Source organism: Streptomyces blastmyceticus, from assembly GCF_039521185.1.
GTDB lineage: Bacteria > Actinomycetota > Actinomycetes > Streptomycetales > Streptomycetaceae > Streptomyces > Streptomyces blastmyceticus.
Window position 1 is genome coordinate 307,285 of the sequence record NZ_BAAABW010000028.1, and the last position, 14,941, is coordinate 322,225.

General features: G+C 73.1%; 16 protein-coding genes and 1 tRNA gene. 11 read left to right on the forward strand and 6 right to left on the reverse strand.

Annotation, left to right across the window (positions count from 1 at the left end; translation table 11 throughout):
- Positions 1–56 precede the first annotated feature (56 nt).
- Positions 57–752 (reverse strand): B3/B4 domain-containing protein, encoded by a 696-nt coding sequence (locus ABD269_RS29110; RefSeq protein WP_344122684.1) that lies wholly within the window; start codon positions 750–752, stop codon positions 57–59.
- 82 nt (positions 753–834) lie between these two features.
- Between ABD269_RS29110 and ABD269_RS29115 the strand changes: the two genes are divergently transcribed.
- From ABD269_RS29115 to ABD269_RS29125, 3 genes are all read left to right on the forward strand, one after another.
- Complete coding sequence (locus ABD269_RS29115) at positions 835–1,461, forward strand: helix-turn-helix domain-containing protein (protein ID WP_301893836.1); 627 nt, start codon at positions 835–837, stop codon at positions 1,459–1,461.
- A 126-nt stretch (positions 1,462–1,587) separates the two neighbouring features.
- Complete coding sequence (locus tag ABD269_RS29120) at positions 1,588–1,884, forward strand: type II toxin-antitoxin system VapB family antitoxin (protein ID WP_003986294.1); 297 nt, start codon at positions 1,588–1,590, stop codon at positions 1,882–1,884.
- Between the two features lie 157 nt (positions 1,885–2,041).
- Positions 2,042–2,764: a LytR C-terminal domain-containing protein gene (locus ABD269_RS29125; RefSeq protein ID WP_301893852.1), complete on the forward strand. Its 723-nt coding sequence runs from the start codon at positions 2,042–2,044 to the stop codon at positions 2,762–2,764.
- An 89-nt stretch (positions 2,765–2,853) separates the two neighbouring features.
- Here ABD269_RS29125 and upp read toward each other — a convergent pair whose 3' ends face one another.
- On the reverse strand, positions 2,854–3,489 hold the full coding sequence (gene upp / locus ABD269_RS29130; protein WP_116213009.1) for a uracil phosphoribosyltransferase: 636 nt from the start codon (positions 3,487–3,489) through the stop codon (positions 2,854–2,856).
- Positions 3,490–3,670: 181 nt separating this feature from the next.
- Between upp and ABD269_RS29135 the strand changes: the two genes are divergently transcribed.
- The 4 genes from ABD269_RS29135 (at position 3,671) to ABD269_RS29150 (ending at position 5,453) form a co-directional block, all read left to right on the forward strand.
- Complete coding sequence (locus ABD269_RS29135; RefSeq protein WP_301893854.1) at positions 3,671–3,967, forward strand: hypothetical protein; 297 nt, start codon at positions 3,671–3,673, stop codon at positions 3,965–3,967.
- A 233-nt stretch (positions 3,968–4,200) separates the two neighbouring features.
- Positions 4,201–4,728, forward strand: a complete 528-nt coding sequence (locus ABD269_RS29140) for a tRNA adenosine deaminase-associated protein (protein WP_301893855.1) — start codon at positions 4,201–4,203, stop codon at positions 4,726–4,728.
- 34 nt (positions 4,729–4,762) lie between these two features.
- Positions 4,763–5,284, forward strand: a complete 522-nt coding sequence (tadA, locus tag ABD269_RS29145; protein WP_344122689.1) for a tRNA adenosine(34) deaminase TadA — start codon at positions 4,763–4,765, stop codon at positions 5,282–5,284.
- A 79-nt stretch (positions 5,285–5,363) separates the two neighbouring features.
- Positions 5,364–5,453 (forward strand) — tRNA-Ser (locus ABD269_RS29150).
- A 60-nt stretch (positions 5,454–5,513) separates the two neighbouring features.
- Here ABD269_RS29150 and ABD269_RS29155 read toward each other — a convergent pair.
- The 4 genes from ABD269_RS29155 to ABD269_RS29170 all read right to left on the reverse strand — a co-directional run bounded on the left by ABD269_RS29155 (position 5,514) and on the right by ABD269_RS29170 (position 8,607).
- Positions 5,514–6,389: a UvrD-helicase domain-containing protein gene (locus ABD269_RS29155; protein WP_344122692.1), complete on the reverse strand. Its 876-nt coding sequence runs from the start codon at positions 6,387–6,389 to the stop codon at positions 5,514–5,516.
- Positions 6,308–6,556 carry a hypothetical protein gene (locus tag ABD269_RS29160; protein WP_344122694.1) on the reverse strand — a complete coding sequence of 83 codons (249 nt, stop codon included), beginning with the start codon at positions 6,554–6,556 and terminating at the stop codon, positions 6,308–6,310. The genes ABD269_RS29155 and ABD269_RS29160 overlap by 82 nt, the downstream gene beginning before the upstream one ends.
- The gene (locus tag ABD269_RS29165) at positions 6,484–7,611 is read right to left on the reverse strand and encodes a nuclease-related domain-containing protein (protein WP_344122696.1); all 1,128 of its coding nucleotides are present in this window, start codon (positions 7,609–7,611) and stop codon (positions 6,484–6,486) included. Before ABD269_RS29165 ends, ABD269_RS29160 begins: the two co-directional genes overlap by 73 nt.
- An 81-nt stretch (positions 7,612–7,692) precedes the next feature.
- Positions 7,693–8,607, reverse strand: a complete 915-nt coding sequence (locus tag ABD269_RS29170; protein WP_344122698.1) for a LysR family transcriptional regulator — start codon at positions 8,605–8,607, stop codon at positions 7,693–7,695.
- Between the two features lie 148 nt (positions 8,608–8,755).
- Between ABD269_RS29170 and ABD269_RS29175 the strand changes: the two genes are divergently transcribed.
- The 4 genes from ABD269_RS29175 to ABD269_RS29190 all read left to right on the forward strand — a co-directional run bounded on the left by ABD269_RS29175 (position 8,756) and on the right by ABD269_RS29190 (position 14,816).
- The gene (locus ABD269_RS29175) at positions 8,756–9,952 is read left to right on the forward strand and encodes an MFS transporter (protein WP_301893858.1); all 1,197 of its coding nucleotides are present in this window, start codon (positions 8,756–8,758) and stop codon (positions 9,950–9,952) included.
- Positions 9,953–10,273: 321 nt separating this feature from the next.
- The gene (gene paaN / locus ABD269_RS29180; RefSeq protein ID WP_425573004.1) at positions 10,274–11,992 is read left to right on the forward strand and encodes a phenylacetic acid degradation protein PaaN; all 1,719 of its coding nucleotides are present in this window, start codon (positions 10,274–10,276) and stop codon (positions 11,990–11,992) included.
- Between the two features lie 75 nt (positions 11,993–12,067).
- Positions 12,068–13,354: a helix-turn-helix transcriptional regulator gene (locus ABD269_RS29185; protein WP_344122704.1), complete on the forward strand. Its 1,287-nt coding sequence runs from the start codon at positions 12,068–12,070 to the stop codon at positions 13,352–13,354.
- Between the two features lie 25 nt (positions 13,355–13,379).
- Positions 13,380–14,816, forward strand: a complete 1,437-nt coding sequence (locus ABD269_RS29190; protein WP_344122706.1) for an NAD(P)/FAD-dependent oxidoreductase — start codon at positions 13,380–13,382, stop codon at positions 14,814–14,816.
- The last annotated feature ends 125 nt before the right edge of the window (positions 14,817–14,941 follow it).

The window sequence follows — 14,941 nt, forward strand, 5'->3', positions numbered from 1 at the left end:
GGCCAGTGGCACCGCCTCGCCCAACTGCCCTTGCACAAACCGGTGATCGCGCAGGCTCAGCGCACCAGGCGGGTCACCGCCCGCAGCCCCGGGGCGCGTTCGCGGAGGCGGCCGAGGAGGTCCTCCGCCGCCGCGTCGAGGGCCTCGAAGGGCAGCGGGTCGAGCCGTTCGAGCAGGAAGAGCGCGGAGGTCGTGGTCTCGGTGATGCGCGTCCGTACGCACTGCCGGTGGTTCCAGCGGCGGCAGGTGACGCCGAGGTCGTCGCACCACACGACCTCGCCGGGCTCCGGGTGTTCGACCGCGGGACCGCCGTTCGCCACCGTGTCGAAGCGCTCGTCGCCCGAGGCGCGGACCAGGCGCGGCGCGCCCTCGTACGCGCCGAGGTCCTCGCCGCCGACGGGCAGGCGGTGCGTGACGGAGACGGCGTTGTAGACGTCGACGAGGAGGTTGACCTCCGGCAGCCCGGCGGGCGCCCGGCGGATCAGGGCCTCGGCGCTGTTGCGCGTGCGGCCGGGCTTGGCGCCGAACGCCGCGTACGCCTGCCGCCAGGCGGCGATGTGCGGCTCGGCCGTGACGTCCACCTCGGCGACGGACTGGGCGGCGTCCTTGAGGAGGCCGCGCGACCAGGCGTCGGTCGGGCCCGTCGGCAGCCCGTCCGCCGCGATCGCCAGGACGGCGAAGTCGGGCCGCAGCGCGCGCACGGCGTCGTCCACCCGCACGCTCCCGGCCACCGTGTCGAGATCCACCGTCATGTCAGCCTCCCGTTGGTCATTCCACTGCACTCGACGGTAACACCGACCGACCGGAAGTCGAAGTTGCGGGAAGATGGGCGCCATGAGCTCCGACAGCACGCCCGCCGACGACCGGCCCGCCGGGAAGGACGACCGGTCCGCCGACGACCGGTCCGTCATGGAGGCCGTCGCCGCCCGCGCCCGCGCGCTGCGCAAGGAACGGGGCTGGAGCCTCGACACGCTGGCCGGCCGCGCGCACGTCAGCAAGGGCATGCTCGTCGCGCTGGAGAACGCCCGCTCCAACCCGAACCTCGCCACCCTGATCCGCCTCTGCGACGCCTTCGGCGTACCCCTGACCGACCTGCTCCAGCAGCCCGCGGCGCCCCTGCTCCAGCCGTCGCCGCCCGCCGACCAGCCCGTCCTGTGGAGCGGCCCCGACGGCGGCACGGGCACCCTCGTCACCGGCGCCACCCAGCCGGTCGGCGGCGAACTGTGGCACTGGCGGCTCGCGCCCGGCGAGGAGCACCACAGCGAGTCCCACCTCGCCGGGACGGTCGAGCTCCTGCACGTGCGGCGCGGCACGCTGACGGTCACCGTCGGCGGCCAGGAGGCCGTGCTGCCCGCGGGTCACGGACTGCGCATGGCGGGCGACCGTCCGCACTCCTACGCCAACCGGGGGACGTCCGCCGTCGAGTACACGGGCGTCGTGCTCGTGCCCCCGAACAGCTGACCACCGCCGGCGACCGGATATTTCCGGGCGCCCGGCAGGCTTCACTCCCGGTATGCGGCCGATTGTCGCCTTCGCACTCCCGCGCCGTGGCTGCGCCGGGGACCACTGGCCCGGTAGGCTTTCCGTGTGATCTTCAAGCGCATCGGAAACGGGCGGCCGTACCCCGACCACGGCCGGGAGAGCACCCGGCAGTGGGCGGACGTCGCCCCCCGCCCGGTGCGGCTCGACCAGTTGGTGACCACCAAGCAGCAGCTCGATCTGGAGACCCTGCTGGCCGAGGACTCCACCTTCTACGGAGACCTCTTCGCCCACGTCGTGAAGTGGCAGGGCGACCTCTACCTGGAGGACGGTCTGCACCGCGCCGTGCGCGCCGCGCTCCAGCAGCGCCAGGTGCTCCACGCACGCGTGCTCGAACTGGGCTGAACCGACCGGTCGCACTGATCAGTCGACAGGTCAACGCCGGGCCCTGCGGCCCGAATGGAGCCTGTTTCCGGCCGTTGTTCGGCCTTTCGGGTTGGCGTGCGCGCAACCCATTGATCATCTAGTAGGCAGCGGCTCCGCCCGGCACTACGCTGCGCCCATGAGCATGCTCACCCCTCCCGGCATGGGCGGAAAATACCGCATCACGGGCAATCGCTTCCCGCACATGCGCCGCCCCAGAAATCGCCGCAGGATCGTGCTCGCCGCCGTCTCCGTCGCCGCAGCGCTCTCGCTGGCAGGGTGGGGGACGCTCCAGCTCGTCGACGTCTTCTCCGGCGGCGACGAGACGACACAGGCGGCACACGGCAAGGGCGGCAAGAGCACCAAGAACGGGAAGGGCGACTGCAAGGCGGCCGCGGCCGGCCGCGCGGACGCCCCCAGGCCACTGCCCAGGCCCGACGAGATCACCGTCAACGTCTACAACGCCACGCCGCGCGGCGGGCTCGCCAAGATCACCGCGGATGAGCTGAAGAAGCGCGGCTTCAGGATCGGCAAGGTGGGGAACGCCCCCGAGCTCTACGACAAGAAGGTCGCCAATGTGGGGCTCCTGCTGGGCGCCCCGGAGACCGCCGACGGGTCGCTGAAGGTGCTCGGCACCCAGCTGGGCGGCACGGAGGTCAGGAACGACCAGCGCACGGGCGAGGACGTCGACCTGATCCTCGGCGCGGAGTTCAAGGAGCTCTCGGCGAAGCAGGACGCCGACCGGGCGCTCACCGAGATGGGCGGCGAGCCCGCGTCGGAGCCCGCCTCGCAGGAGGCGTCCCCCTCGCCGTCGCAGTCCCCGGCGTCCAAGGCGCCGGCGCCCGCGCCGGCGAAGTGCTGACCGCTCACCGCACTCCGGCGTGAACGGCCGCGGTGAGGGCCCCGGTCGCGGGGCCCTCACCGTGTGCTTTCCGTGCTCCTACGGGACCGTCAGCCGGCCGTGCCGTACATGCGGTCGCCCGCGTCGCCCAGGCCCGGGACGATGTAGCCGTCTTCGTTGAGCCGCTCGTCGACGGAGGCGGTGACCACGGTCACCGGCGCGCCCTCGAGCTCGCGCTCCATGACCTCGACGCCCTCGGGGGCGGCCAGCAGGGTGATCGCGGTGACGTCGTCCGCACCGCGCTCGATCAGCTCGTTGATCGCCGCGACCAGCGTGCCGCCGGTGGCGAGCATCGGGTCCAGCACATACACCTGGCGGCCCGAGAGGTCCTCGGGCATCCGGGTCGCGTAGGTCTCCGCCTTGAGGGTCTCCTCGTTGCGGATCATGCCGAGGAAGCCGACCTCGGCCGTCGGCAGCAGCCGGACCATGCCGTCGAGCATGCCGAGACCGGCGCGCAGGATCGGCACCACCAGGGGGCGCGGGTGGGACAGCTTGACGCCGGTGGTCGCCGTGACCGGGGACTCGATGGCCACCTGCTCCGTGCGCACATCGCGCGTGGCCTCGTACGCGAGCAGGGTGACCAGCTCGTCGGCGAGACGCCGGAAGGTGGGAGAGTCCGTGCGCTTGTCGCGCAGCGTGGTGAGTTTGTGCGCCACCAGCGGGTGGTCGACGACGTGGATCCGCATGACATCGACATTAACCGAGCTTTCGGGCGCCAGCTCCCGCGCGGTGGGCGGCAGTGCCCTCGCGGAGCCCTCCGACAGTCCGTCGCTGCACTGGCATCAAACCACCACTTAGGGGGAAAGTGGGCACGTACGCCCGGTCTGTGGCTCCGGGCGAGGACCTCGGCGCGAGGTGGTGCTGCCCATGGCTGACCGCGAGACCCGCGAGAATCCGGACACCACGGACACGGCCGGCACGGCGGGCACCCCGGACAACCCGGACACCCGGCGCGGCCACGACACGTACGGGAGCGGGCCCGGCGACGACCCCGGGCCCCCGAGGGCGGCGGAGGACGAGAGCGACACGGAGCGCCGGCGCAGACGGGCGCAGTTCCTCCGCGAGCTCAACGAGGCGAAGGAGCTGCGCGACCGCGTGCAGCCGCGCCGGGCACGGGCCGCCCGGATGCGGCAACAGATGCGGATGCGGACCTTCCGCTGGTGAGCCGCCGATGCCCGCCCGCGGCCGCCCGGCGGGCGGCCGCGGCGCGACACGCTCGGTGACACGCCCGTACCCGCGACGCCCGTACGGAGCCCGCGTGAGGCACATCTCTTCGGACTGCTGCACGACGCAGCGCGGAAGACCTCTCGCAACGGCCGGGTTTCTGCCACGATTCCGAGTGGGCGGGGTGGTCCCCGTCCGGCCCGGCACCGCCTATGACCAGTGGGAGAGTCACGGTGTACTTCGCCGCACTGCTCGCGCGCACCGAAGACGGGTGGCAAGCGAGCGACACAGAACTCGACAACGTGGAAACCCTGTCCGACCTCGCCGACCTGGCCCGTGAGTCCTCGGTCGACGACGACACGGTCCTGATGCTCATCGAGCAGGAGGACTCCTGGTTCGGTGTCGTCCGGGTGGACGGCGAGGACGACCCCCGGGTCTACCTCTCCGACGCCGCGGCCGCCCGTCGCAACGCCTACGGCTCGATGCTCACCGACGAGCTGCTCGGCCGCGACGAGGCCGAGAGCGACCTGGGCAGCCTCCCGGACCTCGACGGCACGGAGGACGGCGAGCCCGAGCCGGACGAGGACGAGGCAGACGCCTCGGCCGCCGCCCGGCCGGTGCCCGCCGGGCCGCTGGGCGACCACCTGATCCTGGAGGACCTCGGCGTGGGCCCGCGGGAGCTGCGGTCCTTCGACGGGGACGCGCTGAGCGGCATCGCGGACGCGCTCGGCTGCACCGAGGTCCTGGAGGCCGTCCGCTGACGGCCCGCCGGACAGGGTCACGCACACTGGTGCGATGAACGAAGCCGTCCCCGGCCGCTCCGGCCACCGGCCCGATCCCGTACCCGCCCCCGGGCACGACCCCGTACGGGATCCCTGGCACGGCCCGATGCGGGCCGCCCTGGCGGAGGCCGCGCTGGCCCCCGGCACCGGTGACGTGCCGGTCGGCGCCGTCGTCCTGGCCCCGGACGGCTCCGTCATCGGCCGCGGCCGGAACGAGCGCGAGGCCACCGGCGACCCGACCGGCCACGCCGAGGTGCTCGCCATCCGCGACGCCGCGCGGGCCGTCGGCGAGTGGCGCCTCACCGGCTGCACCCTCGTCGTGACCCTGGAGCCGTGCACGATGTGCGCGGGCGCGATCGTCCTCTCCCGCCTGGACCGCGTCGTCTACGGCGCGGCCGACGAGAAGGCGGGCGCGGCCGGCTCCCTGTGGGACGTCGTCCGCGACCGCCGTCTCAACCACCGCCCCGAGGTCGTCGAGGGTGTACTCGCCGACGACTGCGCGGCCCTGCTCACGGACTTCTTCCGCACCCGCTGACCGGCCCCCCGACCCTTCCCGAGCCCCTCCCCGCACACCGATTTCAGAGCACGGCCCAACGTCCGCTAAGCTCTCTCTCGGTAGCGTGTCCGAGCGGCCTAAGGAGCACGCCTCGAAAGCGTGTGTGGGGGCAACTCCACCGTGGGTTCAAATCCCACCGCTACCGCCAGCGACACCCCTCCGCCCGTGGAAACCCGGGCGGAGGGGTGTTCTGCGTTTCACGGGGGCCTCACTCCGGCGGCCGGTGCTCCCGGTCCGCGCGGACGCTGCCGAGCCAGAGGGTGTCGCGGGCCCGGGTCATGGCGACGAAGAGCTGGCTGCGCGCGAGTTCGCGGCGCTCCTGGACGGTCTCGCTGCCGGGCGCTCCGCCGTGCAGCTCGGCGTCGTGCCGGGGGAGGTGGACGTGCTTGAACTCCAGGCCCTTGGCCCGCCGATAGCTGCCCAGCTTGAGGGCGTCCACCGGCTGCCCGTCGTACTGCTCCAGCGGGCACACGGGGATGCCCGCCCGGGTCAGGAGGTGCTGGTAGTGCCGGAGGGCGGCCCAGGAGGGGCAGAGCACCGCACTGTCGCCCCAGGGCCGCGCGGGCCCTGACCGGGCATGGGCGTGCAGCGCCTCGAGCAGCGCCCGGTCGTGTTCCTCGACCGTGTCTTCCGTGACGCGGACGACGTGCCCGTCGTGATAGGTCAGGTCGACTTCCCGGCGTCCGGGGACCCGGACGCCGTCGAGGTCCTCGAAGGCGTCCTCGGCGACCACCGCCAGCGCCGCGTCCAGGATCTCCTTGGAATTGCGGTAGTTGACGCGCAGCACCTGCCCCCGGCTGCCCCGGATGTCGACACCCGCGTCCGACAGCCGGAACCCTCCGGGGTACACGGACTGCTGGCCGTCGCCGATCAGGAGGAGACCGTCGGGTGCGTCGCCCACCAGAGCGTGCAGGAGCCGGACACCCACCAGGCTGAGGTCCTGGACCTCGTCGACGACGACCGCGCCGTACGGTGACCGGTCCGGATGCTCGCGGGCCTCCTTCAGCGCCAGGGCGAGGTGTCGTCGAAGTCGTGAACCTCGCGGTCGCTCCGGTTCCGTTCGTAGGCCTCGTAGAGGGCCCACACGGCCTCGCGGTGCGGGCGCCGCAGGCGGGTGGAGCGGCGGCGCCTGGGCAGCACGGCGTACTCCTCGAACGCGGTGATCCCCCGCCCCTTGATCACATAGCGGATCTCGTCCTGCCAGTACTGGTGCGTGGCGCTGCTCTCGGCGAGGCAGCTGTCCCGGCCCACACCCGCCCAGGCCAGGCTGAAGGCGGTCTCGGCCTTCTCCTTGTGGAGCGGCTGGCTATGCCGCGCTCGTGGAGGAATTCCTGGGCCCAGGAGTGCAGGCTGCGGAAGTCGACGCGATCGGCCACGGCGGGGGCCATGGTCCTCAGGAAGGTGCTCTGCACCCGCGGCAGGTTCTTCGCGAACGTGACGTACAGCACCCGGCCGCTGGTCCGCTGCGCGAGGTGGGCGGCACGGTGCAGGCCGACCACGGTCTTGCCCGTGCCGGCGGGCCCGCTGATCCGGGCCGGGCCCGACCACCTGCGCCCCACCAGGGCGGCCTGGTCCGGGTGGAGGAAGGTCATCCACTGCTCGATCGGCGCCTCCCGCGCCGCGGCCATCGCGGCTTCCCGCAGTTTCTCCACGTCGAACAGGCCTGTCCTGCCGTCGTCCTGAGGGTCCGGGCGCGCGGGCTCCTCCCGCGCGACGGCCGAGCCCTCGTACGCGGGGAAGACCTGCTCCAGGTGCCTGGTGATGGCGCCGACCATCGCCGGGCGCAGCCGCTGCCGTTCCGCGAGGAGCACCGGGCCCACCTCGTGCTCGCCCAGCAGCCGCACACGCCCGAGCTCGCCGCGCACCCGCTGTCCGGCGAAGACCATGAGGGGCTGGACGGCCACCGGCGACATGCCGAAGTCCAGGACGGCCTGCTCGGCCGCCTTCGTCATGGCCAGCAGCTTGCCGTAGTCGCCGTCGCGGGATTCGCCTCCCGCGCTCAGGCGACTGCCCGAGACCTCCGGGGGCGACCGCCAGTTCTTGACGTCGATGACGAAGACCCCGGCCGGGCCGATCAGCAGCATGTCGACATTGCCGGAGCGCGTCCCGGGCCAGCGCCGGTCGACCAGCAGCCGCCAGCCCCGCTCGGTGAGGACGAGCAGCTGCGCGGCGACCTGCCGCTCCCCCTCGCTCGCGGCCTCCCAGCGGCCCGCCTGCCGGCGCGCGGCCTGCCACTGCTCCCGCAGGAGCCGTTCCTGCCGCCGGGCCTCCTGTGCCCTGCGTGACGCCGAGTCGCCTGCCGCCATGTGCGCCCCCTCCCCTTGGAGTTGCGATCATAAAGCGCCGCACCCGCTCGGTGACAGGGCGTCACATCACCGCCCGTCGCCCTACACCAGCGTCTCCTCCACCGCCTCCGCGAAGGCGCGGATGCGGGAGTTCTCGTGGTCGTGGTTCCAGACCAGGCCGAGGGCCGAGTCGGGGATGCCTGTGAGGGTGACGTAGGCGATGTCGCGGCGGTGGTGGTATTCGGCGGTGGGGTGGCACAGGAGCATCGCGCCGCGGTTGGCGGCGACGAGGGAGAGGCCCTCCTGGAGGGTGGCGACCATCGGGCCCGCGGGGACGGGGCGGCCGTCGGGGGTGCGGGTGGGGGCCTGGGCCTCGCGCCAGTACGCGGGGGCCGGGCCGCGGACGCCGACGAGGGGCGAGTCGGCGAGGTCCTCCGCGCACAGGACCGTGCGGGACGCGAAGGGGTGCCGCTTGGAGACCGCGAGGTACTGCGGCTGGCGGGAGAAGACCGGGCCGAGGACGAGGGAGTCCTCCGCCACGGGGAGCAGCACGACCGCGATGTCGACCTCGCCGCGGTGGAGCGGGCCGAAGGGGTCGGAGAGGGGCACCTCGGTGATCTCCGTGGAGCAGTCCGGGTAGCGGTCCTCGAAGAGGCCGACGACGGCCATGAAGCGGTCGTCGGCGGTGCCCTGGAAGCCGACGCGCAGCCGCCCGGAGACGCCGCGGGCGGCGACGCAGGCGTCCTCGACGGTGGCGCGGAGCGCGTCGTAGGCGGGGCGGAGGGAGGAGAGGAAGTCCTCGCCGAGCGGGGTGAGCCGGACGCGTCTGCTGGTACGTTCCACGAGACGGGCGCCGATGCGGCTCTCCAGGGAGCGCAGGAGCTGGCTGACGCGCCCCTGCGAGACGTAGAGCCGCTCCCCCGTCCGTCCGAAGTGCAGTTCCTCCGAGAGGGCCAGGAAGCACTCCAGCTCGCGGATCTCCAGACCGCTCGCGGACTTCCGCGCCGTGACCGCCATGTGTGCCCCCCACTTCCGCAGGCGGCCCCACGGATGCACGGCCCCCTGATACCGCGTCGATTAATCCACCTCATAGAAGCATTAGGACTTCGCGATTGTTCCCCCTCGTCCGGCCGAGTTGGCTGGGGACATGGCAAAAATTGATGACATGACCACCGGGGCCCCGGCTCCGGGGAACGCGGCGGTGAAGGGGTGGCTGGCCGTTGTGGCGGTGGCGGCCGGGACCTTCACGGTCGTCACGTCGGAGATGCTGCCGGTGGGTCTCCTCACCCCTGTCGGCGACGCGCTCGACGTCTCCGAGGGCACCGCCGGCCTGACCCTGACCGTCACGGGCATCGTCGGGGCGCTCTCCGCGCCGCTGGTCACCTCCGCGGTGGGCCGGCTGGACCGGCGGCTGGTGCTCTGCACGCTGATGGCGCTGCTCACCGCCGCGAACGTGCTCGCCGCCTGGTCGCCGAACTTCACCGTCATGATGGTGGCCCGCGTGCTGATCGGCATCGGGATGGGCGGCGTCTGGTCGCTCGCGGGCGGGCTGGCCGTACGGCTGGTTCCGGCCAAATCCGCGGGGCCGGCGACCTCCATGGTGTTCAGCGGGATCGCGGTGGCGTCCGTGCTGGGCGTGCCCGCCGGGACGTACATCGGTGAATGGGCGGGCTGGCGCGAGGCGTTCCTCGCGATCGCGGCGCTGGCGCTCCTGGTGACGCTCGCGATGGCGGTGCTGCTGCCGCCGCTGCCCGCCGAGCAGGCGGTCGGCCTGGGCGGTGTGATGCGGCTCTTCGGCAACCCCAAGGTGGCCACCGGGCTCGCCGTCGTGGCCCTGCTCGTGTGCGGCCACTTCGCCGCGTACACCTACGTCCGGCCCGTGCTGGAGGAGGTCTCCGGCGTCAAGGCGAGCCTGATCGGCACCCTGTTGCTGGTCTACGGGATCGCCGGTGTGGCGGGCAACTTCCTCGCCGGTTCCCGGGTCGGGAAGACCATCAAGGGCACGCTGCTGACGATCAGCGCGGTGCTGGCGGTGTCGGTGCTGCTGGTCCCGAAGCTCGGGGTGTCCACGGCGGGCGCGCTGATCCTGCTGGCGGTCTGGGGCATCTCGTACGGCGGTGTGTCGGTCAGCACGCAGACGTGGCTGTCGACGGCGGCGCCCGAGGCCCGTGAGGGCGTGACCTCGCTCTTCGTCGGCATCTTCAACGGCGCGATCGCCGTGGGGGCCACGGCGGGCGGTCTGATGGTCGACGGCTACGGCACCGAGTCGGTGATGTGGCTGGGCGGAGCGCTGGCGATCGGCGCTCTCCTGGTGACGCTTTTCGGCCGCGTCCCCAAGGTCGGGGCGGCGAGCACCGGCTGAGCCGGAGTGAAAATGGACTGGCCGGCTCCTCTTTGACCAGCGGCCGCGGACCCCCGCCGCGGCCGCTTCAAACTTTGAAAAATTCTCAAGTGTCCCGCATTGAAACCCCCAACTGACGTGAGTTTAAAAACTCTATGTCGAATCATTGCGAACCTTGTGCAGGACACCCCCTGTTGTGCATGAATGGTGTACGACACCGCCATGTGAGGCGCTGTCACGGGGGATTGCGAGGGGGACGGGGGAATGGGCATGCGATCCGGCTGCGACGGTGTGGTTCGACCACGGTCCACCCGGGACGACGGCGGCACCGGCGCACGGCAGATCAGCACACGGGAGATCGACACACAGGAGCTCGTGCGCAGGCACCGGCCCACTCTCGACCGCGCGGCGGAGACCATCCGCACGCGGGAGCACTGGTCCCCCTACACCGAGGACACCACCGCCTACGGCCCCGACGGCGCGGCGAACGGCGAGGCGGCGCACCGCCGTTCGCGCGGTGGCCACCTGGGCCTCGGCCAGCCCGGCCGGGACGGCGTGGTGGGCCCCTCGCCCGCCGAGGGCGGCGAGCGGTCGCCGTACGGCGGGGAGTTGGGGATCTCCTACGACCACCACGACCCCGCGGTCCTGCTGCCGGCCATGCGCGCGGCGATACCGGTGTGGCGGGACGCCGGGGTGGAGACGCGTGCCGCGGTGTGCGTCGAGATCCTCGCCCGTATCAACGCCCGTTCCCACGAGTTCGCGCAGGCCGCCATGCACACCAGCGGCCACAACGACGTCATGGCGTTCCACGCCGGTGCCGTGCACGCGCAGGACCGTGGTCTGGAGGCCGTCGCGTACGCCGTGGCCGAGCAGACGCGGCTGCCCGCCACCGCGGTGTGGAGCAAGCCGCAGGACGGCGCCGCGCCCCTCACGATCGGCAAGACCTTCACGCTCCGGCCGCGCGGCATCAGCCTGTTGATCGGCAACGGCGTCTTCCCCACCTGGAGCGGCTACCCCGGGTTCTTCGCCTCGCTGGCCACCGGCAACGCCGTGCTCGTCAAGCCGCACCCCCGGGCCGTCCTGCCGCTCGCCCTGACCGTCCAGGTGGCCCGCGAGGTGCTGCGCGGGGCGGGCTTCGACCCCGACCTGGTCTGCCTGGCCCCCGAGCGGCCCGGCGAGGCGCTGGCCAAGACCCTCGCCACCCACCCGGACGTGGCGATCGTCGACTACACCGGCTCCACCCCGTTCGGCGACTGGCTGGAGGCCCACGCCCGCCAGGCGCAGGTCTTCACCGGGAAGTCGGCCGTGAACAGCCTGCTGATCGACTCCACCGCGCACTACCGCGACATGCTGGCCAACCTCGCCTTCAGCCTCGCGCTCTACAGCGGCCAGCTCTGCACCAGCCCGCAGAACCTCCTGATCCCCCGCTCCGGCATCCCCACCGACGAGGGCCACAAGACGTACGCCCAGGTCGTCGCCGACCTCGGTGACGCGCTGGGCACGCTGCTCGCGGACGACGGCGAGGCGGGCGCGCTGCTCGGGGCGCTGCTCGGGCCCGAGGTGCTCGCGCGGGTCGAGAAGGCGGCGGCGGGCGCGCTCGGCGAGCCGGCCGTGCCCCCGCGGGCCGTGGTCCACCCGCGCTTCCCCGACGCGGTGATCCGCACGCCCGCCGTGGTGGCGCTGGACGCCGCCCGCGCCGAGGACCTGGCGACGCTGTCCGCCGAGTGGCCGGGGCCCGTCTTCTTCGCCGTCGCCGTGGACTCCGCCGCCGCGGGCATCGAGCTGCTGGCCCGTACGGCCCGCGAGCGGGGCGCCCTGTCCGCGGGCGCCTACACCACCTCGCCGGACGTGGAGGCGGCGCTGGTGAACGCCTGTGCCGAAGTCGGCGTGATGCTCTCGCTGAATCTGATGGGCCGCTGGTACATCACGCAGTCCGCCGTCTACTCCGACCTGCACGGCACGGGCATGAACCCCGCCGCCAACGCGGTCTACTGCGACACCGCGTTCGTGGCCGGGCGCTTTCGCACCGTGGGTGTGCGGCGCTACGGCGGCGCGGGCTGAGACCGGGCGCCGGCCGCCCCTCGCCCGTACCGCCCGACGCCCGACGACCACATCCAAGGGAGGTGGATCCCACCCGTGCTCACCACATTCAGCGCCCCCATCGACCAGCCCCTGCGCGGCCGTGAGCGCGAGATGGCGCGCATCCACGACGTCCTCGAACACGGCCGCGGCGGTGGCCGCGCGGTGGTCGTCATCGAGGGCCAGCCGGGCTGCGGCAAGACCCGCCTGATGCGCGAGTGCATGACCCTGGCGGACCGCCTCGGCTATGTCACCGCCGGCTCCTCGCGGACCGGCCGCCCGGCCCGCCCCGCCCGGGCCCCGCACCGCCTCCAGGCGCCCGGCCACCGCGAGGTGTCCGCCCGCTACCGCGGCCCGGTACGCCCGATCCTCGTCCTGATCGACGAGTTCCAGGGCCTGACCGGCTGGGCGGAGCGCACGGCGGCGCTGCGCCGGGGCCTCCACCACGACCACGTCGTCTGGGTGGCGGCCCGCCGCACCGGCATGGGACCCGACCCCTCCTGCGTCCTGCTGTCGGACCCCACCAGCCGCTGCGAACGCATCAGCCTCGGCCCGCTGCCGCCCACCGCGGCGCTGGAGCTCGCGGCCGACACCCTGGGCGCGGTGCCCTCGCCGTTGGTCGTCCGGCTCGTCGAGCAGTTCGACGGCCACCCTCGGCTGATCGTGGAGCTCCTGACCGGCATGCGGGAGGAGCAGAGCATCCGGATCGACGGCGACGAGGCCACCCTGGTCACGCCCCGGCTCCCCGACCGGCTGCGCGCCCGGGTGGGCACGACGCTCGCGCAGTACTCCCGCGAGTGCCGCCAACTCCTGTGCGTGGCCGCCGTCCTGGGCAGCGAGATGGAGTACGAGGAGCTCGCCACGATGCTGCACTCCTCGCCCTCGGCGCTGCTGCCCGTCGTGGAGGAGGCGTGCGCCACGGGCGTCGTACGCAACGACGGCACGCGCACCGTCTTCCACAACGAGCTGCTGCGGCAGATCATCGACGACTCGGTGCCGGACGCCCTCAAGCGCGCCCTGTACCGGGAGGCGGCGGTGCTGCGGGCCGTACGCCAGCCCGTACCGCCCGCGGACGAGGCGGCGCACGCAACCGCCGCGGCCTCCCCCGCCCCCACTCCCCCGGACCACCCGCCGCTCAGCCCCCGGCAGCACGAACTGCTCCTGCTGGTCGGCGAGGGACTGACCAATCAGCAGATGGCCCGCCGACTGGGGCTGTCCCCGCACACCGTCAACTACCACCTGCGGAAGCTCTTCAAGTGCTTCGGGGTGAACTCGCGCATCGACCTGCTCAGAGCCGCCGGGGAGTGCCGGACACCCTCGCTGGCCGGCCGGCGGGAACCATGACAGAACCCACCACGGAGGATCGAAAGTGACCGGCCTCGCACTCCCCCGCACCTGGCCGAACAGCGCCCCCACCCCGGAGCGGCGCACCGCCTGGCTGCGGGACGCCCTCGCCGCCGAGCCGGACGACGGCAAGTCGCCGCCGCTCGACGGCGACGTCCGGTGCGACGTGTGCATCGTCGGCGGCGGCTACACCGGCCTGTGGACCGCCCTGGAGATCATCCGCCGGGCGCCCGGCACCGACATCGTGCTCATCGACGCCGACATCTGCGGCGGCGGCGCGAGCGGCGCCAACGCCGGTTTCCTGATGCCCATGTGGGCCCGCTTCCGCAGCCTGGTCGCCATCGGCGACCACGAGGAGGCGCGGCGCCTGGGCGAGGCGTCGGAGCGGGCCGTCGACGAGATCCTGTCCTTCGTCGACGAGCACGGCATCGACGCGGAGTACCGGCGCGGACCGTGGCTGTGGACCGCCTCCAACCGCGCCCAGCTCGGCGCCTGGGAGGACACCCTCGACGAGCTGGCCCGCGCGGGCATCGAGCCGCTGCGCCAGGTCTCCGCCGACGAGGCCCGCCGCATGGTCGGCACCGAATCCCACCACGGCGGCGTCGTCGACCCCGGCTGCGCGACCGTCCAGCCCGCGAAGCTGACCCGCGGCATGCGGCGCGTGGCCCTGGAGAGCGGCATCCGCATCCACGAGCGGACGCCCCTCACCGGGCTGCGCACGGGCCGCCGCACGGAGGCCGTCACCCCGCGCGGCACGATCTCCGCCGACCGCGTGGTCCTCGCCATCAACGCCTGGGCCGGGCAGCTGGAGGACATCGGGCGGCGCATGGTCACCATCGCCAGCGACACCGTGCTCACCACCCCCATCCCCGACCGGCTCGCGGAGCGCGGCTGGACGGACGGCACCTCCGTGTGCGACTCGCGGCGGCGGCTCAACTACTACCGCACCACGCCCGACGGGCGCCTCGTCTTCGGCAAGGGCGGCTCCGGTGTCGGATACGGCAGCACCGGCCCCGACACCATGTGGGGCAAGCCGCTGCGGCCCGCCGAGATGCGGCGCCAGTTCCTGCGCATCTTTCCCGACCTCGCGGACGTGCCGATCGCCGGGGCGTGGACCGCGCCCGTCGAGTACGCGGTGACGGGCGTGCCGTTCGCCGGGTGGCTGCGGTCGGTGCCGAACGTCTGTTACGGCACCGGGTATTCGGGCGACGGGGTCGGGCCCTCGAAGCTCATGGCCAAGGTGCTGGCTTCTCTTGTGCTCGGCACGCGCGACGAGTGGTCCTCCTCGGGCTTCGCCCGGACTCCTGGTGGGGGGTTGCCGCCGGAGCCGTTCCGCTACGCGGGGTCGCGGGTTGTGCTTCCTGCTCTGCGGGGGGTGGAGGAGCGGGAGGATCGGGGGGCGTTTGTTCCGGCGGCGGTGAAGCGGCTGGTTTCGATCGATCCGTCGGCGTTCCGCCGGTAGGAGGCCGGGGCTCCGCCCCGGGCCCCCGGTCGCGTGCGGCCCGGCGGGTTTTGTTCCCCTACCCCGCCCCTTCCCGAAACTGGGGCTCCGCCCCAGACCCCGGTCCTCAAACGCCGGACGGGCTG